At 54.8% G+C, this 18375-nt stretch carries 17 protein-coding genes; 9 read left to right on the top strand and 8 right to left on the bottom strand.

The window, feature by feature from the left end; translation table 11 throughout:
- Window positions 1–9: 9 nt before the first annotated feature.
- The 5 genes from ACW9KT_RS11895 to ACW9KT_RS11915 form a co-directional block, all read right to left on the bottom strand.
- Window positions 10–1095, bottom strand: a complete 1086-nt coding sequence (locus tag ACW9KT_RS11895) for a glycoside hydrolase family protein (protein WP_457080614.1) — start codon at window positions 1093–1095, stop codon at window positions 10–12.
- A gap of 210 nt (window positions 1096–1305) precedes the next feature.
- On the bottom strand, window positions 1306–4173 hold the full coding sequence (locus tag ACW9KT_RS11900) for a glycosyl hydrolase (RefSeq protein WP_457080616.1): 2868 nt from the start codon (window positions 4171–4173) through the stop codon (window positions 1306–1308).
- Window positions 4174–4735: 562 nt separating this feature from the next.
- Window positions 4736–5923, bottom strand: coding sequence for a glycoside hydrolase family 88/105 protein (locus ACW9KT_RS11905; protein WP_457080618.1), 1188 nt, complete (start codon window positions 5921–5923; stop codon window positions 4736–4738).
- A gap of 54 nt (window positions 5924–5977) precedes the next feature.
- A complete protein-coding gene (locus tag ACW9KT_RS11910) occupies window positions 5978–7204 on the bottom strand; it encodes an oligogalacturonate lyase family protein (protein WP_457080620.1) in 1227 nt (408 codons plus the stop codon).
- A gap of 36 nt (window positions 7205–7240) precedes the next feature.
- Complete coding sequence (locus ACW9KT_RS11915; RefSeq protein ID WP_457080622.1) at window positions 7241–8050, bottom strand: polysaccharide deacetylase family protein; 810 nt, start codon at window positions 8048–8050, stop codon at window positions 7241–7243.
- 485 nt (window positions 8051–8535) lie between these two features.
- Here ACW9KT_RS11915 and ACW9KT_RS11920 point away from each other — a divergent pair, with 485 nt between their 5' ends.
- Window positions 8536–9075, top strand: coding sequence for a heme NO-binding domain-containing protein (locus tag ACW9KT_RS11920; protein WP_457080624.1), 540 nt, complete (start codon window positions 8536–8538; stop codon window positions 9073–9075).
- Window positions 9076–9280: 205 nt separating this feature from the next.
- The gene (locus ACW9KT_RS11925; RefSeq protein ID WP_457080626.1) at window positions 9281–10015 is read left to right on the top strand and encodes an SGNH/GDSL hydrolase family protein; all 735 of its coding nucleotides are present in this window, start codon (window positions 9281–9283) and stop codon (window positions 10013–10015) included.
- Window positions 10016–10198: 183 nt separating this feature from the next.
- On the opposite strand, the gene ACW9KT_RS11930 is transcribed toward ACW9KT_RS11925, so the two are convergent.
- A complete protein-coding gene (locus tag ACW9KT_RS11930) occupies window positions 10199–10423 on the bottom strand; it encodes a hypothetical protein (protein ID WP_457080627.1) in 225 nt (74 codons plus the stop codon).
- Window positions 10424–10472: 49 nt separating this feature from the next.
- Between ACW9KT_RS11930 and ACW9KT_RS11935 the strand changes: the two genes are divergently transcribed.
- From ACW9KT_RS11935 to ACW9KT_RS11950, 4 genes are read left to right on the top strand one after another with little or no spacing between them, the layout of a single operon-like run.
- Window positions 10473–10694, top strand: coding sequence for a hypothetical protein (locus ACW9KT_RS11935; RefSeq protein WP_457080629.1), 222 nt, complete (start codon window positions 10473–10475; stop codon window positions 10692–10694).
- 32 nt (window positions 10695–10726) lie between these two features.
- Window positions 10727–10867 carry a hypothetical protein gene (locus ACW9KT_RS11940; RefSeq protein WP_457080631.1) on the top strand — a complete coding sequence of 47 codons (141 nt, stop codon included), beginning with the start codon at window positions 10727–10729 and terminating at the stop codon, window positions 10865–10867.
- An 18-nt stretch (window positions 10868–10885) separates the two neighbouring features.
- Window positions 10886–12550, top strand: a complete 1665-nt coding sequence (locus ACW9KT_RS11945) for a BCCT family transporter (protein ID WP_457080633.1) — start codon at window positions 10886–10888, stop codon at window positions 12548–12550.
- Window positions 12547–13422, top strand: a complete 876-nt coding sequence (locus ACW9KT_RS11950) for a universal stress protein (RefSeq protein WP_457080635.1) — start codon at window positions 12547–12549, stop codon at window positions 13420–13422. The genes ACW9KT_RS11945 and ACW9KT_RS11950 overlap by 4 nt, the downstream gene beginning before the upstream one ends.
- Window positions 13423–13425: 3 nt before the next feature.
- Here ACW9KT_RS11950 and ACW9KT_RS11955 read toward each other — a convergent pair whose 3' ends face one another.
- Both ACW9KT_RS11955 and ACW9KT_RS11960 read right to left on the bottom strand, forming a co-directional pair.
- Window positions 13426–14046 (bottom strand): MarC family protein, encoded by a 621-nt coding sequence (locus ACW9KT_RS11955; RefSeq protein ID WP_457080637.1) that lies wholly within the window; start codon window positions 14044–14046, stop codon window positions 13426–13428.
- Between the two features lie 90 nt (window positions 14047–14136).
- Complete coding sequence (locus ACW9KT_RS11960; protein WP_457080639.1) at window positions 14137–14817, bottom strand: site-2 protease family protein; 681 nt, start codon at window positions 14815–14817, stop codon at window positions 14137–14139.
- Window positions 14818–14990: 173 nt separating this feature from the next.
- On the opposite strand from ACW9KT_RS11960, the gene ACW9KT_RS11965 reads away from it, so the two are divergent.
- The 3 genes from ACW9KT_RS11965 (at window position 14991) to ACW9KT_RS11975 (ending at window position 18312) form a co-directional block, all read left to right on the top strand.
- Window positions 14991–15278, top strand: a complete 288-nt coding sequence (locus ACW9KT_RS11965; RefSeq protein ID WP_457080641.1) for a hypothetical protein — start codon at window positions 14991–14993, stop codon at window positions 15276–15278.
- Window positions 15279–15562: 284 nt separating this feature from the next.
- Entirely contained in the window at window positions 15563–17554 is a 1992-nt protein-coding gene (locus ACW9KT_RS11970) for an SBBP repeat-containing protein (protein WP_457080643.1), read from the top strand.
- Between the two features lie 227 nt (window positions 17555–17781).
- Entirely contained in the window at window positions 17782–18312 is a 531-nt protein-coding gene (locus ACW9KT_RS11975; RefSeq protein WP_457080645.1) for a hypothetical protein, read from the top strand.
- Window positions 18313–18375: the final 63 nt, after the last annotated feature.

An 18375-nucleotide genomic window follows, 5' to 3' on the forward strand; every position in this document is an offset into this window, starting at 1 on the left:
GGGGGCTTTTTACGAATTGATTTTAAAAACAAAGGCCGACGCCGTCATAGATTTCCCACCCTGTGAGGCGCCAAACAAATAGGCAGGCTTGCCATCGCGCAACAATAATTGGGGACGTTCCAAGCGGCCGTAGCGCTTCAGATTTGGGGGCGCAGGCGGCTCCACTACGCCGTAATCGCGCAACGGTAAATAGGCGATTTTAGGGAAGTCCCAGCGCTTGCCATCCTCCGACTCCAGATACAGTCCCACCTCGTGATTATACACGCCCATGTCGCGGGCTAGGAGCCGGAATTTGCCCCCCTGCCGCCACACAAAAGCGTCCTCAAACTGCTTGTTCTGGCCTTGGTTGGAGAAGTCAATTACGGGGTTGCTAGTGTACTTCATGTAGGGACCTTCCAGCTTATCGGCCACGGCCAGACCGTACTTGCGGTTGCCGCGAATGGTGGGGTCTTTGGCCGTAATGTAGTCCTGGGTATTCCATGATTTGTAGTACAGCCAATACTGCCCGTTCGGGTGCTTGATAAAGGCCGGATTAGTAGTGCAATGGTCGTCCCAGGCGCCTTCTGCGCCGGGCTCCAGCAAGGGCGCATCGGGGCGCTGCCAGGGACCGTTGAGCGAATCGGCGGTGGCGAGGCCGATACGCTTGGTGTCGGTTTTGCCGTTGCTGTTGCCCATATAAAACAGGCAGTATTTACCGTCCACAAACTGGATACTGGGGTTGTGGCAGGTGGTAGCGTCCCAGAAGCCAGGTCCGCGCGGGGCCAGCACTACCTCCACAAAGGTGAATGGCCCTTCCGGTGAATCACCAACGGCGTGGGCAATTTCGGAGCTATTAATCCAGCCGCCCATGCCCTTTTTAGCCGGCCAGCGCGAGAAGAACACGTGCACTTTTCCGTTGGGCCCGTCGATGGGGCTAGTGCACCACACGTAATAATCAGGTAGCTCTAGGGCGCGGCCCACGGGCTTCAGGTGCTTGCTGAATTTGGAAAGGCTACCCCTGGGATAATCAATCAGCCGGCCCGCCGAAAAGCCCCCCAGCGCCCGCGCCACGGGCGCTAAGGTCAGAGTTGCAAGAAAGGCGCGACGAGTAAACATATTGGGAGGGAATTAGGCGCTGACTGGATGTAGAGATGCAATAGTTGGAGTCTCGTCGTTAGCTCCGCTGACCTTCAGTTGCTGATGTTGTTATGTCTGTCATCCTGAGGCACGAAGGGCCTTATCACAGGGGCACGAGTTGTTTATCGGAGAGAAGGCCCTTCGTGCCTCAGGATGACAGATGATTAAAAAGGCATTGTATCACCATAATTACAACCCTGGCGATGCTTTGCTTTGCTGCCCATTCGTAGTGGTAGGTGTCAAGGTCACGGGACCTAGTAAGCCGGATTCTTTTGGCGTCCATTTCTCGGCCGTGAACAAGCCATTTTCGCCGCGGTTTTCCTTAAGCTTGCTCGACATATTGATGTTGTACGCATTCTTGTACGACACCTTGTTGCGGTCCATGTGGATGATGCGATTCGCCATGCCATTGCTGACGGTAACTACTAGCTTATTTGTGGCCTGCATTTGCTCTTTGGGCACAAACACCTGATACGTCGGACCTACCAGCGTGCCTAGCTCCTTGCCGTTGAGTTGCACGCGGGCACTTTCCGCTACGCGGCCCAAGTCCAGCAGAAAGCCTTCACCTGTGCCCTGGGGTTTGGCAAAGGAAATAGCGTAAGTAGCAGTGCCAGAGAAGTTTTTCACTGCCTCACCGTTCCAGCTGGTCCACGAGCTTAAGTCTTTCACTTGCGCTTTAGAAGGCAGTTCCGGCCCACCCGATACAAAGCTCACATCCCAGGTTCCCTGCACTGGCTGCGAGGCACCGGTCGCTTTCATATAAGCGTAAGAAGGGCCAGTCAGAGCGGCATCGTTGGTTTCCAGAATGCACGACTCGCCAGGGGCCAATTGCACGTACACTTCCGTGCCGGTCGCTGATGTGCGGGAAGTAGCCACGCCTAGCTTTTCCGTCATCGGGTTGTACAGGGCCACCGATTTGCCCCCCACGCGCAGCGGCACCCACCCTTCTACTAGCTTTTCGCCCCAGTTAGCTACGAAGTAGTAGTATCCTTTATCATGACGACGACGCACGAACTCTAAGCCCTTATCAACCATTGTTTCGCGCTGCACGCCAGCGGCGGTCAGCGCCTGATCCACGTCTTTACCTACCAGCACCGAGCCTTTGCCCACGCTAGCTTTCTGCACACCGCCGCTGCTGGTAAACTTGAGGGTACCAACTAGCTTTTTGAAAGCGGCGCGGCGGCTATCCAGTTTGCCTAAGCCGGGTACGTCAGCCGGTAGTTGGTCCTGAAAAACGATGGTAGCGCCATTCTGAGCAAGTTTCATCAGCTGCTCCATCGTGGCGAGGGGCATCACTTGCGCGGCCGGCACCAGAATAGTTTGGTAAGCTGATCCCCCGCCGGTTTGCAGGGTTTTACCCGTGTTTTTTACCTGCTGAATTTGCAGATCAGAAATAAAATCGAAGCCGTAGCCTTTGGCTAGCAATGCCTCGCCGGTAGCGCCAACAGGCATGCCTTTGAAGCCGTGGTCGATGCCGTCGAAGTGCTGAAGCATGACCTTGCCGGGCTTGCCATAAGAGTCATAAATAGGTAGGTACACCAACACGTCGTTGCTGGGCTGCCCAGCCTGCAAAAAGGATTGCGCGTGCGCCACGTAGCGGTTTAGCTGGGCAAAATCCGTCCAGAACGTGTTATTGGGGTTGAAGTGCACGGCCGCATAAAACAGCCAACCGGGCCAAGACGCAGCCTGAGGCGAGTAGTTAGTGCCGTGGTAAAACGTGTGGTTAACGCCGCCGAGCAGCATGCGGTCCATAGCTTTTTTGATGTCGCTGAGCTTGGACAAAAAGTGGTCGTTTTCCCACGTAGCCGACTCCGACGACGTGAGCTTTTTGCCTGTCACGTGGGCGGCCGAAGAAGCAAATTTAATTCGTAGCAAATCCTCCCCTTCTATTTCGGGAATATCCGTGACGGCGTACAAATCGAGGATGTTAGCTGGCGAGCCGTGGGCCTGGTTGCGAATCAGGGCTTTGTGCGTTTTAGCCCAGTCGCTCCAGGTTTTGGTGTAATTCTCCAGCAGCAGTTCCGACAACGTTTCGCGGTAATCGGTGAGCACGCGCTGATTTTGATCTTCGCTGGCTTTGCCGAATAATGCGGGCAGGTGCTGACGTAAATCGTAGCCGCGGCGCTTCTGGAATTCGGCAAACATCTGGGGCGTCCAGTTACTCTCGCCCTGGGCGTCGTCTACCTCGTAGGAATCGTTGAAAAACGCCCGAATGCTTGATACATCTTTCCCTTTAAAAGCTTCATCAAAGCGCTGCAAATAGTGCTGGGTGGCGGTTTGGGAGAAGTGGTCAATCACGTCGCCTTCGCCACCGGGGCCGGCTCGCTCTACCTGCTTGCCGTGCCAGCCTTGAAATACGCCATACAAAGTCCAGTTGCCGGCGGGCGCAGTCCAGTTTAGCTTGCCGCTGGCGTTTACTTTACTGGTCAAATCCACCGTTTGACCCTTTTCCGAATAAGCCATGAGGGCCTGCAGTGGCAGCGGCTTTTCGAACCGCACCTGGTCGAAGGCGTGGAGCTGTAGATTCTTGTTTTTGGCTATCGGCTCCACCAATTGCTTGATGTCAATGGGCTGGCCCACCGTGCGCACCATGGGCTTCTGCATGTAGCTGACAGCCTCCTTCAGTTGCTCTCCACCCTTCACAGTATACGTCTGGTAGGCCACGTACTTGCAGGCATCCTCGGGCGTGACCCACGGACCGCCAAATGGCCACCCGGACGCCTGCGCCAAATCCACGCCCATCCCCAAGCGCTTCGACTCGGTGAGCGTGTGGGTGAGCATAGTCATCCACTTGGGGGAGAGGAAATCAATGAACTGGTTTTCTGCGCCCTTCACCCCATAGATCGGGGTGATTTCAGTGCCACCCAAGCCAGCTTGCTGATACTGCGTAAGCAAGCGCGTCAGATCCTGCTCATTCACAGCGCTACCCTGCCACCACCAGCGCGTCCAGGGCTTGTTTTGCTGGGTAATTTCGGGCCATTTCAGGGCTTGAGCTGAGGCGGTATTTTGATGAAGCGCCGCGGCAACAAGCAGGGAAAGGAATAGGGACTTTTTCATGAGGAAGGAAGAGTGCGAGGCTGGAGGGTTGGGCTAAGGAGATGCGTAGGAGCGCAAAGAAGCTAAGACTAATTAGACCAAGACCACAAGACCAAGGCCAGAGAAGCTAAGTTAGAGCTAGCTCCCCTCCTCAGCTGAGGAGGGGTTGGGGGTGGTTGACAGTCGTTGTTTAGTTGTCTACAAAGGCGGTCATGCAGAGCGGTAGCGAAGCATCTCGCGTGCTGACGTTGTGGTGCTAGCTATTATGCTTTGTCTGGTGTTTGCCCGTTGAAGCATTATTCTCACTACGGTTGTCATCCTGAGGAACGAAGGACCTTATGGGATTAGAACTACTAGCGCAACAACGACTCGTTTCGGCGTAATAAGGTCCTTCGTTCCTCAGGATGACGACCGCTTAAGGGAGTTAGCTTGGCAATAACCGCGAGCGAGATGCTTCGCTACCGCTCTGCATGACGTTCTTGATTGTCGTTCAACCAAACAGCCAAGCAGCGAGGTCAACCACCCCAGCTTTGGCTTCGCCAAAACGTCCCCTCCTCAGCTGAGGAGGGGAGCTGGTCGTTCTTTAGTTTCCGGCGCTTACTGACTTTGATTTGCTGTCATTCATTTTGTAGATCTCGCTGCCAGCCAGCAGGAAGCAGCCAAGGCCGTAGTCCTCAAAGTCGGGCTTGTTGGTGTAGCTCACGGGCTGGCCATCTTTGGGCTCTTTGCCGGTGCCTTGCACGTAACCTAGGAAGCCATTGGGGTGCACGCACTCCTTGGCCATAGCGTTCCAGGCTTTGGCGATGACGGGCTGGTATTGCTTGGCGTCGAGCAGGCCGTTGTTGATACCCCAGGCCATGCCGTAAATGAAGAGGGACGTGCCGGTTAGCTCTTTGCCGCCAAAGTGCGTGGGGTCGTGGAGGCTGACGTTCCAGTAGCCGTCGGGGCGCTGCAGGGGCGGCAGGGCCTTCATCATGCTCATGTACATTTGCTCGTATTCGGCGCGGTGGGGGGCATTTTGGGGCATGATGTCGAGCACGCGCACCATGGCGGCTACTACCCAGCCATTGCCGCGGCTCCAGTAGCAATCCTCTCCGTTAGGCTCTTTGTACGGGGGTACAAAATCCTTGTCGCGCCACCAAAGCTGGTCCTGCGGGTTATAGAGGCCGTTGGTGCCGTGAGTCATTTTCGAGTAGTTGTAGATCTGATACATCTTCTCGTAGTACTTGTCATCCTTGTAGATCACGCCGAGGCGGGCAAAAACGGGCATAGCCATTTGCAAGGCATCAATCCAGTGCCAGTCGTCCACCTTGTCGCTTTGCACCATGTTGTCGATGGCGGCTTTGATGTCGCGGATGCGCTCAGGCTTGGGGTCGATGTTGTAGAGGTCGATGTAGGTTTGGCCGGCGCACTGGTTGTCGGCGTCGCGGTCGGTGATGCCGTTGCGGATGCCCCACTTATGCTTTTCGCCCCAGTCCACGGCATAGTCGTAATACTGCTTCTGCTTATCAATGCCATAGAGCGCCATCAGGCCTTCATAGTACACGGCGCGCGTCCAGATGTGGCTGGGACGTGCTTTGTTCGTCACGATTTCCTTACCCGTGTCCGGCCACTTCTTCATGAAGTAGGCGTTGGTCTTGCGCATGGTTTTGAGTACGTCCTTTTTTTTCGGCATATCCTGGGCCTGAGCCGAGGTACCGAGGAAGGTAAGCAGGCAAGCCGCTATCAGTAGTTTACAATAAAAAGCCCCCCAGCGCTGCGTCGTCGTCATGGTATGTGGTGTTATAAATGTTAGTGGTTTCTGTAGTTGTTCGGGCGCGTTTTGCTACGACGCCGCTTTGGCAATTTCTACCGCGTACACCTGCTCCTGACCCTCGAAGTTGGCCCGGAAAATTATCCACTTGCCATCGGGTGAGAAATGGACGTTCGGCTCCAGCTTATAGCCGTGGTGCTTCATATTCACCAGCCGCTCCGATTTGAATTTGTCGCCCTCAGGACGGAACAGATAAATCCACATGCCGTCGGGCGCTTTGGCTACCTGGCCCGCGTCGCCGCCGTCGCCGGCAAATAGCTTTTGGTCGGGCGAGATGTTGAAGTGAATCGACCACTCATTGCGGTCCATTTGGTAGAGCTTTTCGTTACCGGTTTTCACGTCGGTGCCGCCCAGGTAAAAGGTCACGCCTCGCGGCTTCTGCACGTCAAACCAGATGGTTTTGCCGTCGCGGCTGAAGAATTCGTGGCCCGCAATTTCGCCCTCCACGGTGCGCTTGTGCACCAGCTTCACGGCCTTGGTTTTGGTGTTGATGTGCCAGATTCGGTCCACTTTGTGCCAAGGCCCTTCGTGGCAGAACATCAGCAAATCGGGGTCGGTGGGCGAAAACTGCACGTGGTTCAACCACGCGTTGTCAGTGAACAGCTTGGTGAGCTTGCCGCTCCCGCCCGCGTCCACCACGAAGAGGGTGCGCGGCAGCTTGGCCTCGTAAATGCGGTTGAAAAAGTCGCTTTTGGCCGGATACTGGCGGTAAATCTCCTTCTCGGCATCGGTGCCCCAGGCGCCGCCGAGCTGGGTTTCGTCGGCATTCAGCGAGGTGATGTCGGCTTTGAAATCGGCCGGAAACACGAAGACGCGACGGGTCTTTTTCGTGTCGGCGTGGGTAGCGTACACCGTGTCCTGCACCTGGTAGAACACCTCGCGGCGCTTCCGGCCCACTATTTCGCCCTTCACCGATTTGAAGTAGCGGGTCAGCGGCTCTATCTGCTTAGTTTTTAGGTTTACTAGGCGCAGCTGCTTGCCGCGCTCACTGGTGTGGTAATACACCATTTTGTCCCCTTCGCCGGCTTTCCCTTGCAGGAACGGGTTGTTGTGGAAATAAAAGCTGGCGTTGCCGCCGTCGGTGGGCGTTAGGCGCATCACTTTGTGGCCTGTGTCCTGATCAACCCAATCGGCGGGCATGGGCTTACCACCGGTTTCCTGCTTGGTTTGGGCTCCAGCGCTTGCCCCGAAGAGCAGCAGACCGCCGCTGAGCAGGAGTGAAAGTCTGATTGATTTCATAGTTGGGAGAGGGAGAGACTTAAGAGAGTTCGGAGTTCAGGGCTTTGGCTTGCTCGCCGCCGTGGCGGGCGGCACGCGCACATACTTTTTGAGGTCACGCAGGGCAATGACTTTATAGTTATTGTCGTGCAGATAGCGCAAGTATTCCTCGAAAAGCGCGGGCGGTGTGGTTACCCAGTCGTGAGCATAATCGGGGACGCCGTGCACGGTGAGCACCACAATTTTGCCCCCCACGGCCTGCTGAATGGCCGTGAGTACGCGTTGCTTATCGGTGCCGGTAGTAGTGAAGCTGGGGATGAGCAAGGGATTATCGGTGGCGGGGTCGTAGGGCTTGTCGCCGCCCACGCGGGCAAACTGGTAGCCCTGCTGGGGCAGCACGGTAAAGGCGATAGGGTGCGTGTCGTAAGCGGGGTAAGCAAACGTGGTCGGCTTGGCGATGCCATTGTTGTGGCAGCGACTTTCGATGGAATCCAGCTCGGCCACCAGCTCCGGCGCACTCATCTTGTTCACGTGTTTATGCGTGAGCGTGTGGCTGCCAATTTCGAAACCCTGACGGTGCAACTCCCCGATTTGGGTCCAGCTCATGTACTTGGTTTTGTCGGCGAAATCGGGGCGGAACTCGCAGACATAGAAGGTCGCGCCGAAGCCGTATTTCTTGAGCAGAGGCGCTACGTAGGTGACGTGGGTTACGGCTGCGTCGTCGAAGGTGAGCACCACGAGCTTGTCGGGTACGGGCCGGCGCAACTGCTGGGCGTGGCTGAAGCCAGCCGGCAGGCCGAGTGCTACGAGAAGCAGCAATCGGAGCAAGTAAAGGCCGGCGTTATGTACACGAATGGCGTGAAGCATGTGTACAAGTAACAGTCTGTACTTGCCGCAACCCTCCTGTACTCTGCGGTACAGTGAAATTCATTCGCTCTAAAATGCCCACTGCCGCAGCTTTCAAGGCTGAAGCTTCGGATACTTAAAGCGTAGCATTAGCTAATGCCAATAAGTTGGTGTAGAGAGCATGCTCGCATCTGGTCGTCGCGGTCGTTGCTGCCCTTTATGTAAATAGCTCAAAACCAATTGCTAGCTACCCCAACCTTGGCCTTAATGCTTAGAGGCAAAGGTGCGTCCCTAGTGCTTTGCTTATTTGAACGACCGCGCCAAGTATATAATCCTTACGCTGGGGATCGTACATTAGCAAGATGGCAGCTAGGTAAGCTGAGCCATCAATCGGACACATTTGCGCACCAGTTGGGAGCCAATTAGTATAGAATACTAATTCTACGTGGCTCTAAGGCAAATGCCATCCGCTTATTTCCTCATAATAAAATTCCTAAGCCCCGATTATGCACGGCACCGTTATCATGTTGCTTAAGCGATACGTTCAAACCCAGTACGACCACAGCACTTGGCTCAAGCTTATGGAGCTTTCCGGCCTCGAAAACGTTGAATTCGACCACAAAACAGTATATCCCGACGAGCACATTTATGCCTTGGTAGGCCAGGCCGCCGAGATGACTGGCATTCCTGCCGGTGAGTTGCACGAAAAGTTTGGCGAGTACCTAGTGCCCGACCTGATGTTTATGTATCAGAAGTATGTGCAGCCCGACTGGAAAACGCTCGACATGATTGAGCATACGGAGCTCACGATGCACAAGCAGGTAAGGCGCGAGCACCCCGAAAATAGCCCCCCAGTGCTTAACGTAAAGCGCCTAAGTGAAAACGAGCTGCTCATCGACTATGTGTCGCCGCGACGCATGAGCGGTTTGGCGGTAGGTATTGTGCGCGGCTTGGCTACGTACTTTGACGAAGGCGACCGCATCGATGTTATGCCCACCACTAGTGAAGACGGCGAGCAGGTAAGCATCCACGTACGCCGAACGTAAAGGAGCATATCCGCCTATTCGACTAGTGAAAAAGCCCCCCAGAAGTGAAAAGCTCACTTCTGGGGGGCTTTTTCATGTGCACCATTACCGGCTAAATCATTGCCAATAATATCCTTTTCCCTGCAGTGTACGTTCACGCGTCCGGCGGCACTGGCGTGTACTATTTCGCCAGGTTTGCATTTTAATTATCCCTCCCTCCTCCCTCATGTTTTCAAAAACTGTCACCAATAGCCTTTTACTCACCTTTTCGCTTAGCCTACTGAGTTGCGGCTCTAAGGAATCCGCCCCCGAACCGGCACCTGCCCCTACCATGCCGCTAACCTATAAAGTGACGCTCACCGGCAACAGCCTATTCTCTAGCTACAACGGCTTCGTAATGGACCGCAAAATTCAAACCGAGCTGGAAACCCAAGGCAAAGCGGCCGGACTAGGCGCGGGCACTATGCAAAACCTCTCGGTAGCCAACTACGTCACGCCCCAGGTACTGGACCAGATGCGGCAAATCAATGCCGCCTTCGACCCGAGCAAGGACGTGAATGTTCTGGTAGTTTGGGAAGGCACCAACCACATTTACTACGGTGCCACGGCCAAGCAAGCGGAAGAATCATTGCTGGAAGTTTGCCGCCAAGCGCGCGCCGTACACCCGGAATGGAAAATCGTGATGGGCAGCATCTTACCCCGCTCCGAAGAGTTCACGCCCGCCAACCAGGAGCGCGACCGCCAAACCGTGAACACCAACCTGCGCGCCGCCAAAGCCCGCGGCAACACCTTCTTCCACGAGCTGGCCGACATAGCCCAAGACACCCGCGTTGGCCAGCCCGGTAACGAGCTAAACAAAGCCTACTATGCTGACCGGGTTCACCTAAACGACGCCGGCCAGTTGCTGGTAGCCCCAATTTTCGCTAAGTCCATTGTGGCTGCTATCAGGCAGGTCAAATAAGACAATGAATCAAACCAGACCCCCATGCCGCAGCGAAGCATGATGGTTCTAAGTACAGTCTGAGCTAACTTAAAAAGCCCCCTAGGAAGGTCTAACTTATTCCTGGGGGGCTTTTTTATATGTTTACGATGGGTTGAATTTACCCAGGCGTCTTAGAGCTAACAGAACGTGGCAGGCCGCGTGCTACAAAAGCGCGGAGGTCTCGTGTTCAGCTCGGCCGAAGCAAGCCCCAACCACTACTCCTACGACGTGACCGGGCGCAACAAGGAAAACAACCAGCTTAATTTCAAGCTGGTCCGGCGCCTGTATGACAGCCTGGCCCATGAGCTGGGCGCCTCCCTGCATGGCGGCCTGCTCTATAACTTGGATACCAACCGTAACGGCACCCGGTACGCCAGTGCGGTGCATTATGAGTATAAGTCTGCCCATCACCCCTGGAACCTAAAAGCTACAGGCTATGCTCTACCGCTTCCACCCGGAGTACCCCGCGCGCGCCGAAGCAAAGTATGTTGAAATGGGTGCCTACGGGGCAAATTATAACGTAGCTACCCGCGGCAAACTATACACTGCCAGCTTAGCCTACCACCTCCCCCTCGACACGCGCCTGCTACAGGGCATCACTTACGACAACTACGGCTACGACAACAAACGTATCAGTGGTTTGAGGACGCGCACCTGAACGTGCTGGGCGCGTTGTTTACGGCCGGGCCGATGTACATCTATACCGACGCCGCTTTCGGCTATAACCATCCCTGGCTGGGCCCTGAGTGGACAAATGCCTTTACCACTGGTACTCCCGGAGATACCAACTGGCACCGGCGCTTCAACATCAATATGGGGTACTATTTCTAGCCGATAAAAACACGCTGTATGAGCAAAGTAAGGAGTGATGCCAAGAAATCTTTCGGGCTAGATGTAAACGGACCGGTGTTCTGGCCATCCATTGTGATACTCGTGCTCAGTATCACGCTTGTCCTGATCTTCCGGAAAAGCGCCGAAGTGTTCTTTGCTGACATACAGGCTTCGGTCACGTCCAATATGGGCTGGCTGTTCATTCTGAGCGTGAATATTTTCGTGGCCTATTGCCTGTTTCTGGCTTTCGGCCGGTTCGGCAATATCCGGCTGGGCGGCAAGGACGCCCGGCCGGAGTTCAGCACCGGGTCTTGGTTTGCCATGCTCTTTAGCGCCGGTATGGGCATCGGCCTGCTGTTCTGGAGCGTGGCCGAGCCCATCAACCACTTCCAGACGCCCCCGCTCGGGGAGCCGGGCACGCCGGCGGCGGCCCGGCAAGCCATGAATTTCACTTTTCTGCACTGGGGCTTCCATGCCTGGGCCATCTACGCGCTGGTGGCGCTGGCCTTAGCCTTCTTCACCTACAACCGCCAGCTGCCCCTGACCGTCCGCTCCGCTTTCTACCCTTTTCTGGGCGAGCGGATTCACGGCATCATCGGTGATGTTATTGACATTCTGGCGGTTATTGCTACCCTCTTTGGCTTGGCCACCTCGCTGGGCCTGGGAGTGAAGCAGGTGGCGGCCGGGCTGCACCACGTTTTTCCGGTTATCGTCAACGACGTCACTACCCAGATTATCCTCATCGCCGTTATCACCGGCATTGCCACGGTGTCGGTGGTGACGGGGGTCGACAAAGGCGTGCGCATCCTCAGTGAGTGGAACGTCCGGATTGCGTTGCTTGTGCTGCTGGCCGTTTTGATTCTGGGGCCTACCGTATTTATCCTGGGCTCCTATGTGCAGAACACCGGGTACTACATCGGCAGCTTTATGCAGCTCTCCTTCTGGAATGAGGCCTACAGCAACGGCAACTGGCAAGGCACCTGGACGGTGTTCTACTGGGCCTGGTGGATTTCGTGGGCGCCGTTTGTGGGCATCTTCATTGCGCGCGTGTCCAAAGGGCGCACCATCAAGGAGTTCGTGCTCGGGGTGCTGATTGTGCCTTCCCTGCTCTCGTTTCTGTGGATGACAGTATTCGGTAGCACCGCCCTGCGCCAAGTGCTGGCCGGCAACACGGCGGTGGCCGAGGCCGTAGCCGCCGACGTATCGACGGCCCTCTTTGTGTTTTTCGAGCAGCTGCCTTTCCCAACCGTTCTGTCGGTTATCGGCATTTTGCTCATCACCGGGTTCTTCGTCACCTCTTCCGACTCCGGATCGCTGGTCGTAGTCAGCCTCACGTCCGGGGGCCGGCCCGACCCTTCGGTGATTACCCGCGTGTTCTGGGCTCTATCGGGCGGGGGCATTGCGGCGGTGCTGCTGCTGGGGGGCGGCTTGCAAGCCCTGCAAACGGCGGTTATCATCACGGGGCTCCCCTTTGCCATCATCCTGCTGCTTATGTGCTACAGCCTTTACAAAGGGCTAAGCGAAGAGCTGGAAGAGGAAACGAAGCTAGGCAGCGCTCAGCAACGAAAAGCCTACGAGCAACTGGTGGCTGAGATGCTAGCCAAACGGGCCCAAAAACAGGGTGCGAAAGCGCAACAAACACAAATAGATACCTCCTTACCGCCAAACGCCGCCAACCTATGATTGCCATTGACGCTATGATGGTCTGCCTGGACCTGAGTGATATAGATGAAAAACTGGTGGCCTTCACCCGCTCCATCTGTGAGCGCCTACCGGTAGGCAAGGTGTACTTTGTGCACAATATTAAGGGGGCCGAGCTGAGCGCTGACTTCCGGGAATGGTTCGGCGACGTGGACCTGGCCAGCGAAGTGGAAGGCAACATCAACGACATCGTGACCGAGCATTTTGGCAACGCCGCTCCCTACGAGGTGCTCGTGAGCGAGGAGCTGAACACGGAGGTGATACTGGCCGACCTGGTAAAGCGCTACCAAATAAAGCTGACCCTGATCGGCAAAAAGATGAGCAACAAAAGCACCGGTACGCTCGGCACCAAGCTACTCCAGATTCTGCCGTGCAGCGTATTGGTTTTCCCGGAAACGGCCGTCGCCAGCATTCAAAAGGTGCTGCTGCCGATAGACTTTTCTGATACCTCAGTGCATGCCCTCCGGCTCAGTCAGAACTTGGCCGAGCAGCTAGGGCTGCAATTGGAAATCCTGCACGTATACCGGCTGCCACCCCAGTACTTTCCGCTTATCTCGGAGGATAAAGCAGTAAGGAAGGCGGAAGAGATTGTGAAAGAGCGCTTTGCCGCCTTGCAGCGAAAACACCAGGAAACGGCCGGTGTGCCTTACACGCTGGTGCGAGCCGCCAACAAAAGCGTGGCGGAGCGCATTCGTCTGCACCTGGGTAAGGGCAAACACGATTTGCTGGTGCTGGGCCTGAAAGGAAACAATCCTTTGCCTTCCTTAAGCTTTGGGAGCGTGCCGAAAGAGATTTACAACCTGGATTTGCCCATTCCGCTGTGGCTGGTTTACTCTGAGGAAGCGATAAAGTAGGCGCTACATCTGGGCTTGCCCGGCGGCCCGCACCAGGTTGCTAACGCCCGTGGTGACCATATCGACGCCGATGGCGCCCAGGAAAAAGCCGTTGATGCGCAGCAGCAGCTCCATGATCTTGTCGAAGGCAATCTGAAATTTTCTGGAGCGCATGGCGCGGCGCACCTGCTTCAGCCCCATAATGATCAGGTAGTTGATGAGCATGATCAGGACGAGCGCCATTACCCCTTGCCATAGCTGTAACTGCTCCGACATCAGGATAGTAAGCGAGATGGTACCGGCCCCGACCATAAAAGGCAGGGCAATTTCGGAAGCCAGGTCGTGCAGGTCACCTTTAATCTGGATGAAGGCCTTCTTGCCCTGCACAATAAAGATGTAGGAAAAGGAAAACAGCACAATGCCGCCGAATATCCGGAAGGACTCGAAATTGATGTTGAATACTTTCTGGAAAACCACGTCGCCGAACAGCAGGAAAACCAGGTAAATGCCGAACGAGATGGTGCTGGCCTTCAGGAACACCGACCGAAAGTCCGTCTCCGAAAGATCTTGCATCACTGGCTTCAGATACAGGAAAAGGGCAAACGGGTTCAGCATTACCAGGAAACTAACTATGGCGGCTATCATAGACTGGGGCTTGTTAGCTTCTTTGGTACGGAATACCGGAGAGATAGATTTTCTGGCTTATCGAGCGGCGGCGCCGACGTAAAAGCATGGTCATAGCGGCACGCGCGGGTAGTTTCCGGCTTCTACCTCCTGACCGTTTTGGCTGCGCAGCAGGCGGCTGGGGCGGTTGCGCTGCGCCACCGCGTGGGCTTCTGCCAGCGCCTGCGCCTCATCGGCAAAGGACTCGACAAGCTCCTGGTTCTGGTCCAGTACATACCATCGCGTTTCTGCCTCATTCCACTGCACGCGGTAGATCTTCTCCGCGGCTTGCTCCTTATTGCGGATTAAATTGAGGATCACCTTGCCGTCGCTGTAGTTGCCGTCAGGATAGGGCATGGGCAGCAGGGCGAAGAAGATGTAGTACAGGGAGAAATAGGTAAATTGATAGGTAAGCATGCTCGCCTCCAGCCGGCCGCTCTCAATAAGATAGACCACCACTACCGCGGCCACAGCATTGAAAAGCGAGCCGCCAGCAAAAATAAGGACATGGGCTAGGCGGTGGTTGTAGCGCAGGTTGTCGAAGGTGCACTGACCATACCAGAAGTAGTATTGGCGCACTTCCAGCATACCCACCCGGAACAATACTGTTCCGGAGCCCACCGTAACCTTGATGTTTTTGCCCCCCAGAAGCCAGGCAAAGAACACATGCCCCGCCTCGTGCAGAAAGGAAATAACCGGCAGCACCAGAAAGAAGGCCAGAAAGAACTTCGGGATGTCATTCACTCCAAACATAGCCCTATATGTACGAGGAAAGACAAAGGTGTTATGCGCTCTCTGGGCTGTTTCGGTCTGGATTGGGAGGTGCTGTACAACCCAACAACGGGCGTTGAGCAACACTGTTGAGATCTGGTTGAAATAACCCTCGCAGCTTTTTTTTTGAAGCAACGCGGTACCACCCCCTACATTTGCCCCCTAGCGCCGCCGCTGCCGCCACCGCCCCCACCGACGCCACTGGCCCCCAGCCCTGGCCCACCGAGCTAGCCCAACAAATGCAAGCCGTCCGCGACGCCGTGCAGCAGTCCCCACAGCCGCTAACCGCCACCCAAGTAGCCCCCGCTTCCGCCGCACCAAACCCGAAAAAGTGCAATCCCTGTCGGATACTCTCACCGCCTTATCACTACTCCGCAGCACCGAAGAAGGCACCTACGCCGCCTGAACGACAACTCCCCTCCTCAGATGATTCTGCGCATTAAGCAGAGTGGGGACGCCGCGCCGAAGGCGCGGCTGGGGTGATTGAGGGCGTCCGCGCCGTCTGGGGGCTTTTTTATCTATATGCACTCATACAGAGGCCACGCCAAAGCATTGGGCGTGGCACGATATTATTATGCTCAGGCCATAGAGCAGCTATACTGGCACTAAACTCTATCCCAGTCCCCAAGATGATTCGGCTCCGCGGAAGTTGCAGCACGCGCCGCACGACCGCCTTCCTAAAGGATATAACTCATTTGCTATTTCACTTTTACTCTTACTCGTTTCAATGCATCTACCCATACTCTGCAAAGGCTACACCAGCCGTTTCTCATGTTTTCTTATCTTCTTTCTAAGCTACTTCTCAGCGTCAGCACAAACTCAACCTCCCTATTTCGGCCCTACTTTTTCAGTAGGTAATACCCAGGGGCGCGGCGAGACTGGTCCCGGCAACACGGTTACCGATGCTCAGGGCAATGTGTACGTTACGGGCGAATTTATCGGCACGCTCACTTTTGGAACCCAGCAGCTTACCAGCCGCACCGACAGATACTACGACGTGTTTGTAGCCAAGTTCGACGCGGCCGGCAACTACTTGTGGGCCGTTCAGGCCGGCAGCGAGGGAAGCGACTACGGTTCCGCTATTGCCCTCGATGCAAATGGCAACGTGTACATCACAGGCTATTTTCTTGCTACCGCTAAGTTCGGCGCTCACACCCTCGCGCATTCCCCAGCCAACGACTACGATGTGTTTGTGGCTAAGCTGGATGTTGACGGCAACTGGCTATGGGCAGTCAGCAACATTGGCCCCGGCGACGATTATAGTGTTGATATAGCCGTAGATGCGGGCGGCATCATCACGGTATTTGGTGCCTTCCTTGGAACTACTGCAACCTTCGGACCCACACAACTTACTAACGTCCAACCGATTGCTACGGCCCAGCACGACACAGGGGAAATTTTTGTGGCTCGTCTTACTGCTGCCGGCAGCTGGCTTGGAGCTGTCAGCGCGGGGGGCAACGGGCACGACTTCATTAACAGTGGGACCGTGGATGCCGTCGGTAATGCCTACATCTCTGGATCTTTTGATGGCACCAGTCTACGATTCGGCCCTACCACTCTCACCAATGCCACTCCTGGCACTCCTGGTACTCCCGGCGCGTATGTGGCAAAAGTAGCGCCTGATGGCACTTGGGAGTGGGCAGTCAGTGTCGGTAATAGGGAAAACTTGTCAGTCGGAGGGATAGCCGTTGACCAAGCAGGCCTTATCTATCTTACAGGCGGCTTCCGGAATAGCTCAGCCACATTTGGCTCGCTTACACTTACACTCGACCCAGGTGACTTTTCTTCTGTATTTGTAGCTTCCCTCAACAATAACGGCACATGGCGTTGGGCAACGAAGGGTGGCGCCAATGGCTTCAGCGCTGATCTTGTACTAAACAAAAGCGGGCAGCCCGTGATTACGGGATCGTTCAATAGCAGCGCAACGCAGTTTGGTACCACCAAGCTAGTTAATACCAGCTCAGCTGACAACTATGATGTTTTTATTGCCAAGCTCAGCACAACCGGCTCCTGGCAATGGGCCATGAGCAGCACCGGTGCTCATGATGAAGCGGCTTATACATTGGCTGCAGCGTCTGATGGAGGAATCTGGCTGATGGGCTCCTATCGGGGCGAACCCACCTTTGGTACAACTACCCTTACAGGCAACTCCGTCTTTTCAAATCTATTTCTGACGAAAGTCTACGATAGCTACCCCCTTCCCACCATCGCCACTCATGCCCCCAGCTCGGGAGCGGCCGGCCAGGCTGTCAGCCTGACTGGCACTGGCTTCGTGGATGTTATAGCCGTATTATTCAATGGAATACCGGCCACTGCCTTTACTCTAAAGTCGGCTACGCAGTTAGAAGCTATAGTGCCGCCAGGCATCACTTCGGGGCCCATCAGCGTACGAACCAATGCGGGCACGGGCAACTCTGTCCTCTCATTTCAGGCCTTAATTCTGGCAGCAACTGTCCCTGCTGAAGCGACTTTTCTGCAGCTTTGGCCCAATCCGGCTAGGTCTGGCGAAGCAATTGAATTGCGCCTCCCCGACGCAGTTTCGCTGTCGTCTTCTACCCGGATGGAAGTGCGCAATTCTTTGGGCCAGATAGTGCAGCAAAGTCAGTTTAAAGGCCGTTCTACGAGTCTTTTGCTGCCAAATTTGCCCCCGGGCGTGTATCAGCTCTCTCTTATGACTGCTAAACAGCAGCCCCTACGACGACCACTAATAATATACTAAGCCCATTACTAACCAGGCCAATCTTAGTCAGCGAGTTCAGTAGTCAATATGGCTGACATAGAAAAACGCCCCCTTATCTAAGTAATAAGGGGGCGTTACTTTTTGGGAGATGTTATCAGTAAGCAATTGTATATTTTCAATTTTATATAAAGTATTAATCATTTATTTGCATTATTCTACTCATCGGTATACATTACCACATTCCAACTACTTGACACACACTACTTATGATTGATGACGATAAAACCGTCACTTACCCTGTGCCAGCACAGCAGTGGGAGGACTATATTGCCGCATTCAGCGAAAATTTAGATCAAAAGCCTGTGATAATAAGCCCAGGGGTAGCTGAGTTTAGCCTTTCAGGTAAAACTAAATTGCGAGTTATACAGGTTGCTGATACCCAGTTATTAGCCAAAGAGATAGTATATAGTTCAGTAGCTAATGAAGAATATGTAGGATTGATATCCAGTATTTTAAAAGGTAAAACGCCATATAAGATTCAGGTATTAGCTACGAAGAATAGTGCGCCTGCTAATTACACCCTAACGATGGCAACATACAAAATCAAAAAAAAGGATACGGCTGGATCTGACGACCCAAGCCAGGATGGAAATCCCAATTCATCAGATGTTTCCAGCACACAAGACACTCCTATAACGATAACCGCTGAGTTGGAAGGAGGCGTAATTCACAACCCACCCCAAGCGACCCTTGTAGAAGAGCAGCCAAGCATAACCGAACAAACCGACGAGAGGTAGCTCCACGGCCTCACTACTACCGCCTGCTGACGCCTGCGGCAACCTATCACTTTTAGTGCCCGC

It is taken from the genome of Hymenobacter sp. HD11105 (assembly GCF_054051685.1).

What these genes read in the sequence shown, in the direction of transcription:
- ACW9KT_RS11895 (WP_457080614.1), bottom strand. Translation starts at nt 1,095, where the DNA reads ATGTTTACTCGTCGCGCCTTTCTTGCAACTCTGACCTTAGCGCCCGTG.
- ACW9KT_RS11900 (WP_457080616.1), bottom strand. Translation starts at nt 4,173, where the DNA reads ATGAAAAAGTCCCTATTCCTTTCCCTGCTTGTTGCCGCGGCGCTTCAT.
- ACW9KT_RS11905 (WP_457080618.1), bottom strand. Translation starts at nt 5,923, where the DNA reads ATGACGACGACGCAGCGCTGGGGGGCTTTTTATTGTAAACTACTGATA.
- ACW9KT_RS11910 (WP_457080620.1), bottom strand. Translation starts at nt 7,204, where the DNA reads ATGAAATCAATCAGACTTTCACTCCTGCTCAGCGGCGGTCTGCTGCTC.
- ACW9KT_RS11915 (WP_457080622.1), bottom strand. Translation starts at nt 8,050, where the DNA reads ATGCTTCACGCCATTCGTGTACATAACGCCGGCCTTTACTTGCTCCGA.
- ACW9KT_RS11920 (WP_457080624.1), top strand. Translation starts at nt 8,536, where the DNA reads ATGCACGGCACCGTTATCATGTTGCTTAAGCGATACGTTCAAACCCAG.
- ACW9KT_RS11925 (WP_457080626.1), top strand. Translation starts at nt 9,281, where the DNA reads ATGTTTTCAAAAACTGTCACCAATAGCCTTTTACTCACCTTTTCGCTT.
- ACW9KT_RS11930 (WP_457080627.1), bottom strand. Translation starts at nt 10,423, where the DNA reads ATGCACCGCACTGGCGTACCGGGTGCCGTTACGGTTGGTATCCAAGTT.
- ACW9KT_RS11935 (WP_457080629.1), top strand. Translation starts at nt 10,473, where the DNA reads ATGCTCTACCGCTTCCACCCGGAGTACCCCGCGCGCGCCGAAGCAAAG.
- ACW9KT_RS11940 (WP_457080631.1), top strand. Translation starts at nt 10,727, where the DNA reads ATGTACATCTATACCGACGCCGCTTTCGGCTATAACCATCCCTGGCTG.
- ACW9KT_RS11945 (WP_457080633.1), top strand. Translation starts at nt 10,886, where the DNA reads ATGAGCAAAGTAAGGAGTGATGCCAAGAAATCTTTCGGGCTAGATGTA.
- ACW9KT_RS11950 (WP_457080635.1), top strand. Translation starts at nt 12,547, where the DNA reads ATGATTGCCATTGACGCTATGATGGTCTGCCTGGACCTGAGTGATATA.
- ACW9KT_RS11955 (WP_457080637.1), bottom strand. Translation starts at nt 14,046, where the DNA reads ATGATAGCCGCCATAGTTAGTTTCCTGGTAATGCTGAACCCGTTTGCC.
- ACW9KT_RS11960 (WP_457080639.1), bottom strand. Translation starts at nt 14,817, where the DNA reads ATGTTTGGAGTGAATGACATCCCGAAGTTCTTTCTGGCCTTCTTTCTG.
- ACW9KT_RS11970 (WP_457080643.1), top strand. Translation starts at nt 15,563, where the DNA reads ATGCATCTACCCATACTCTGCAAAGGCTACACCAGCCGTTTCTCATGT.
- ACW9KT_RS11975 (WP_457080645.1), top strand. Translation starts at nt 17,782, where the DNA reads ATGATTGATGACGATAAAACCGTCACTTACCCTGTGCCAGCACAGCAG.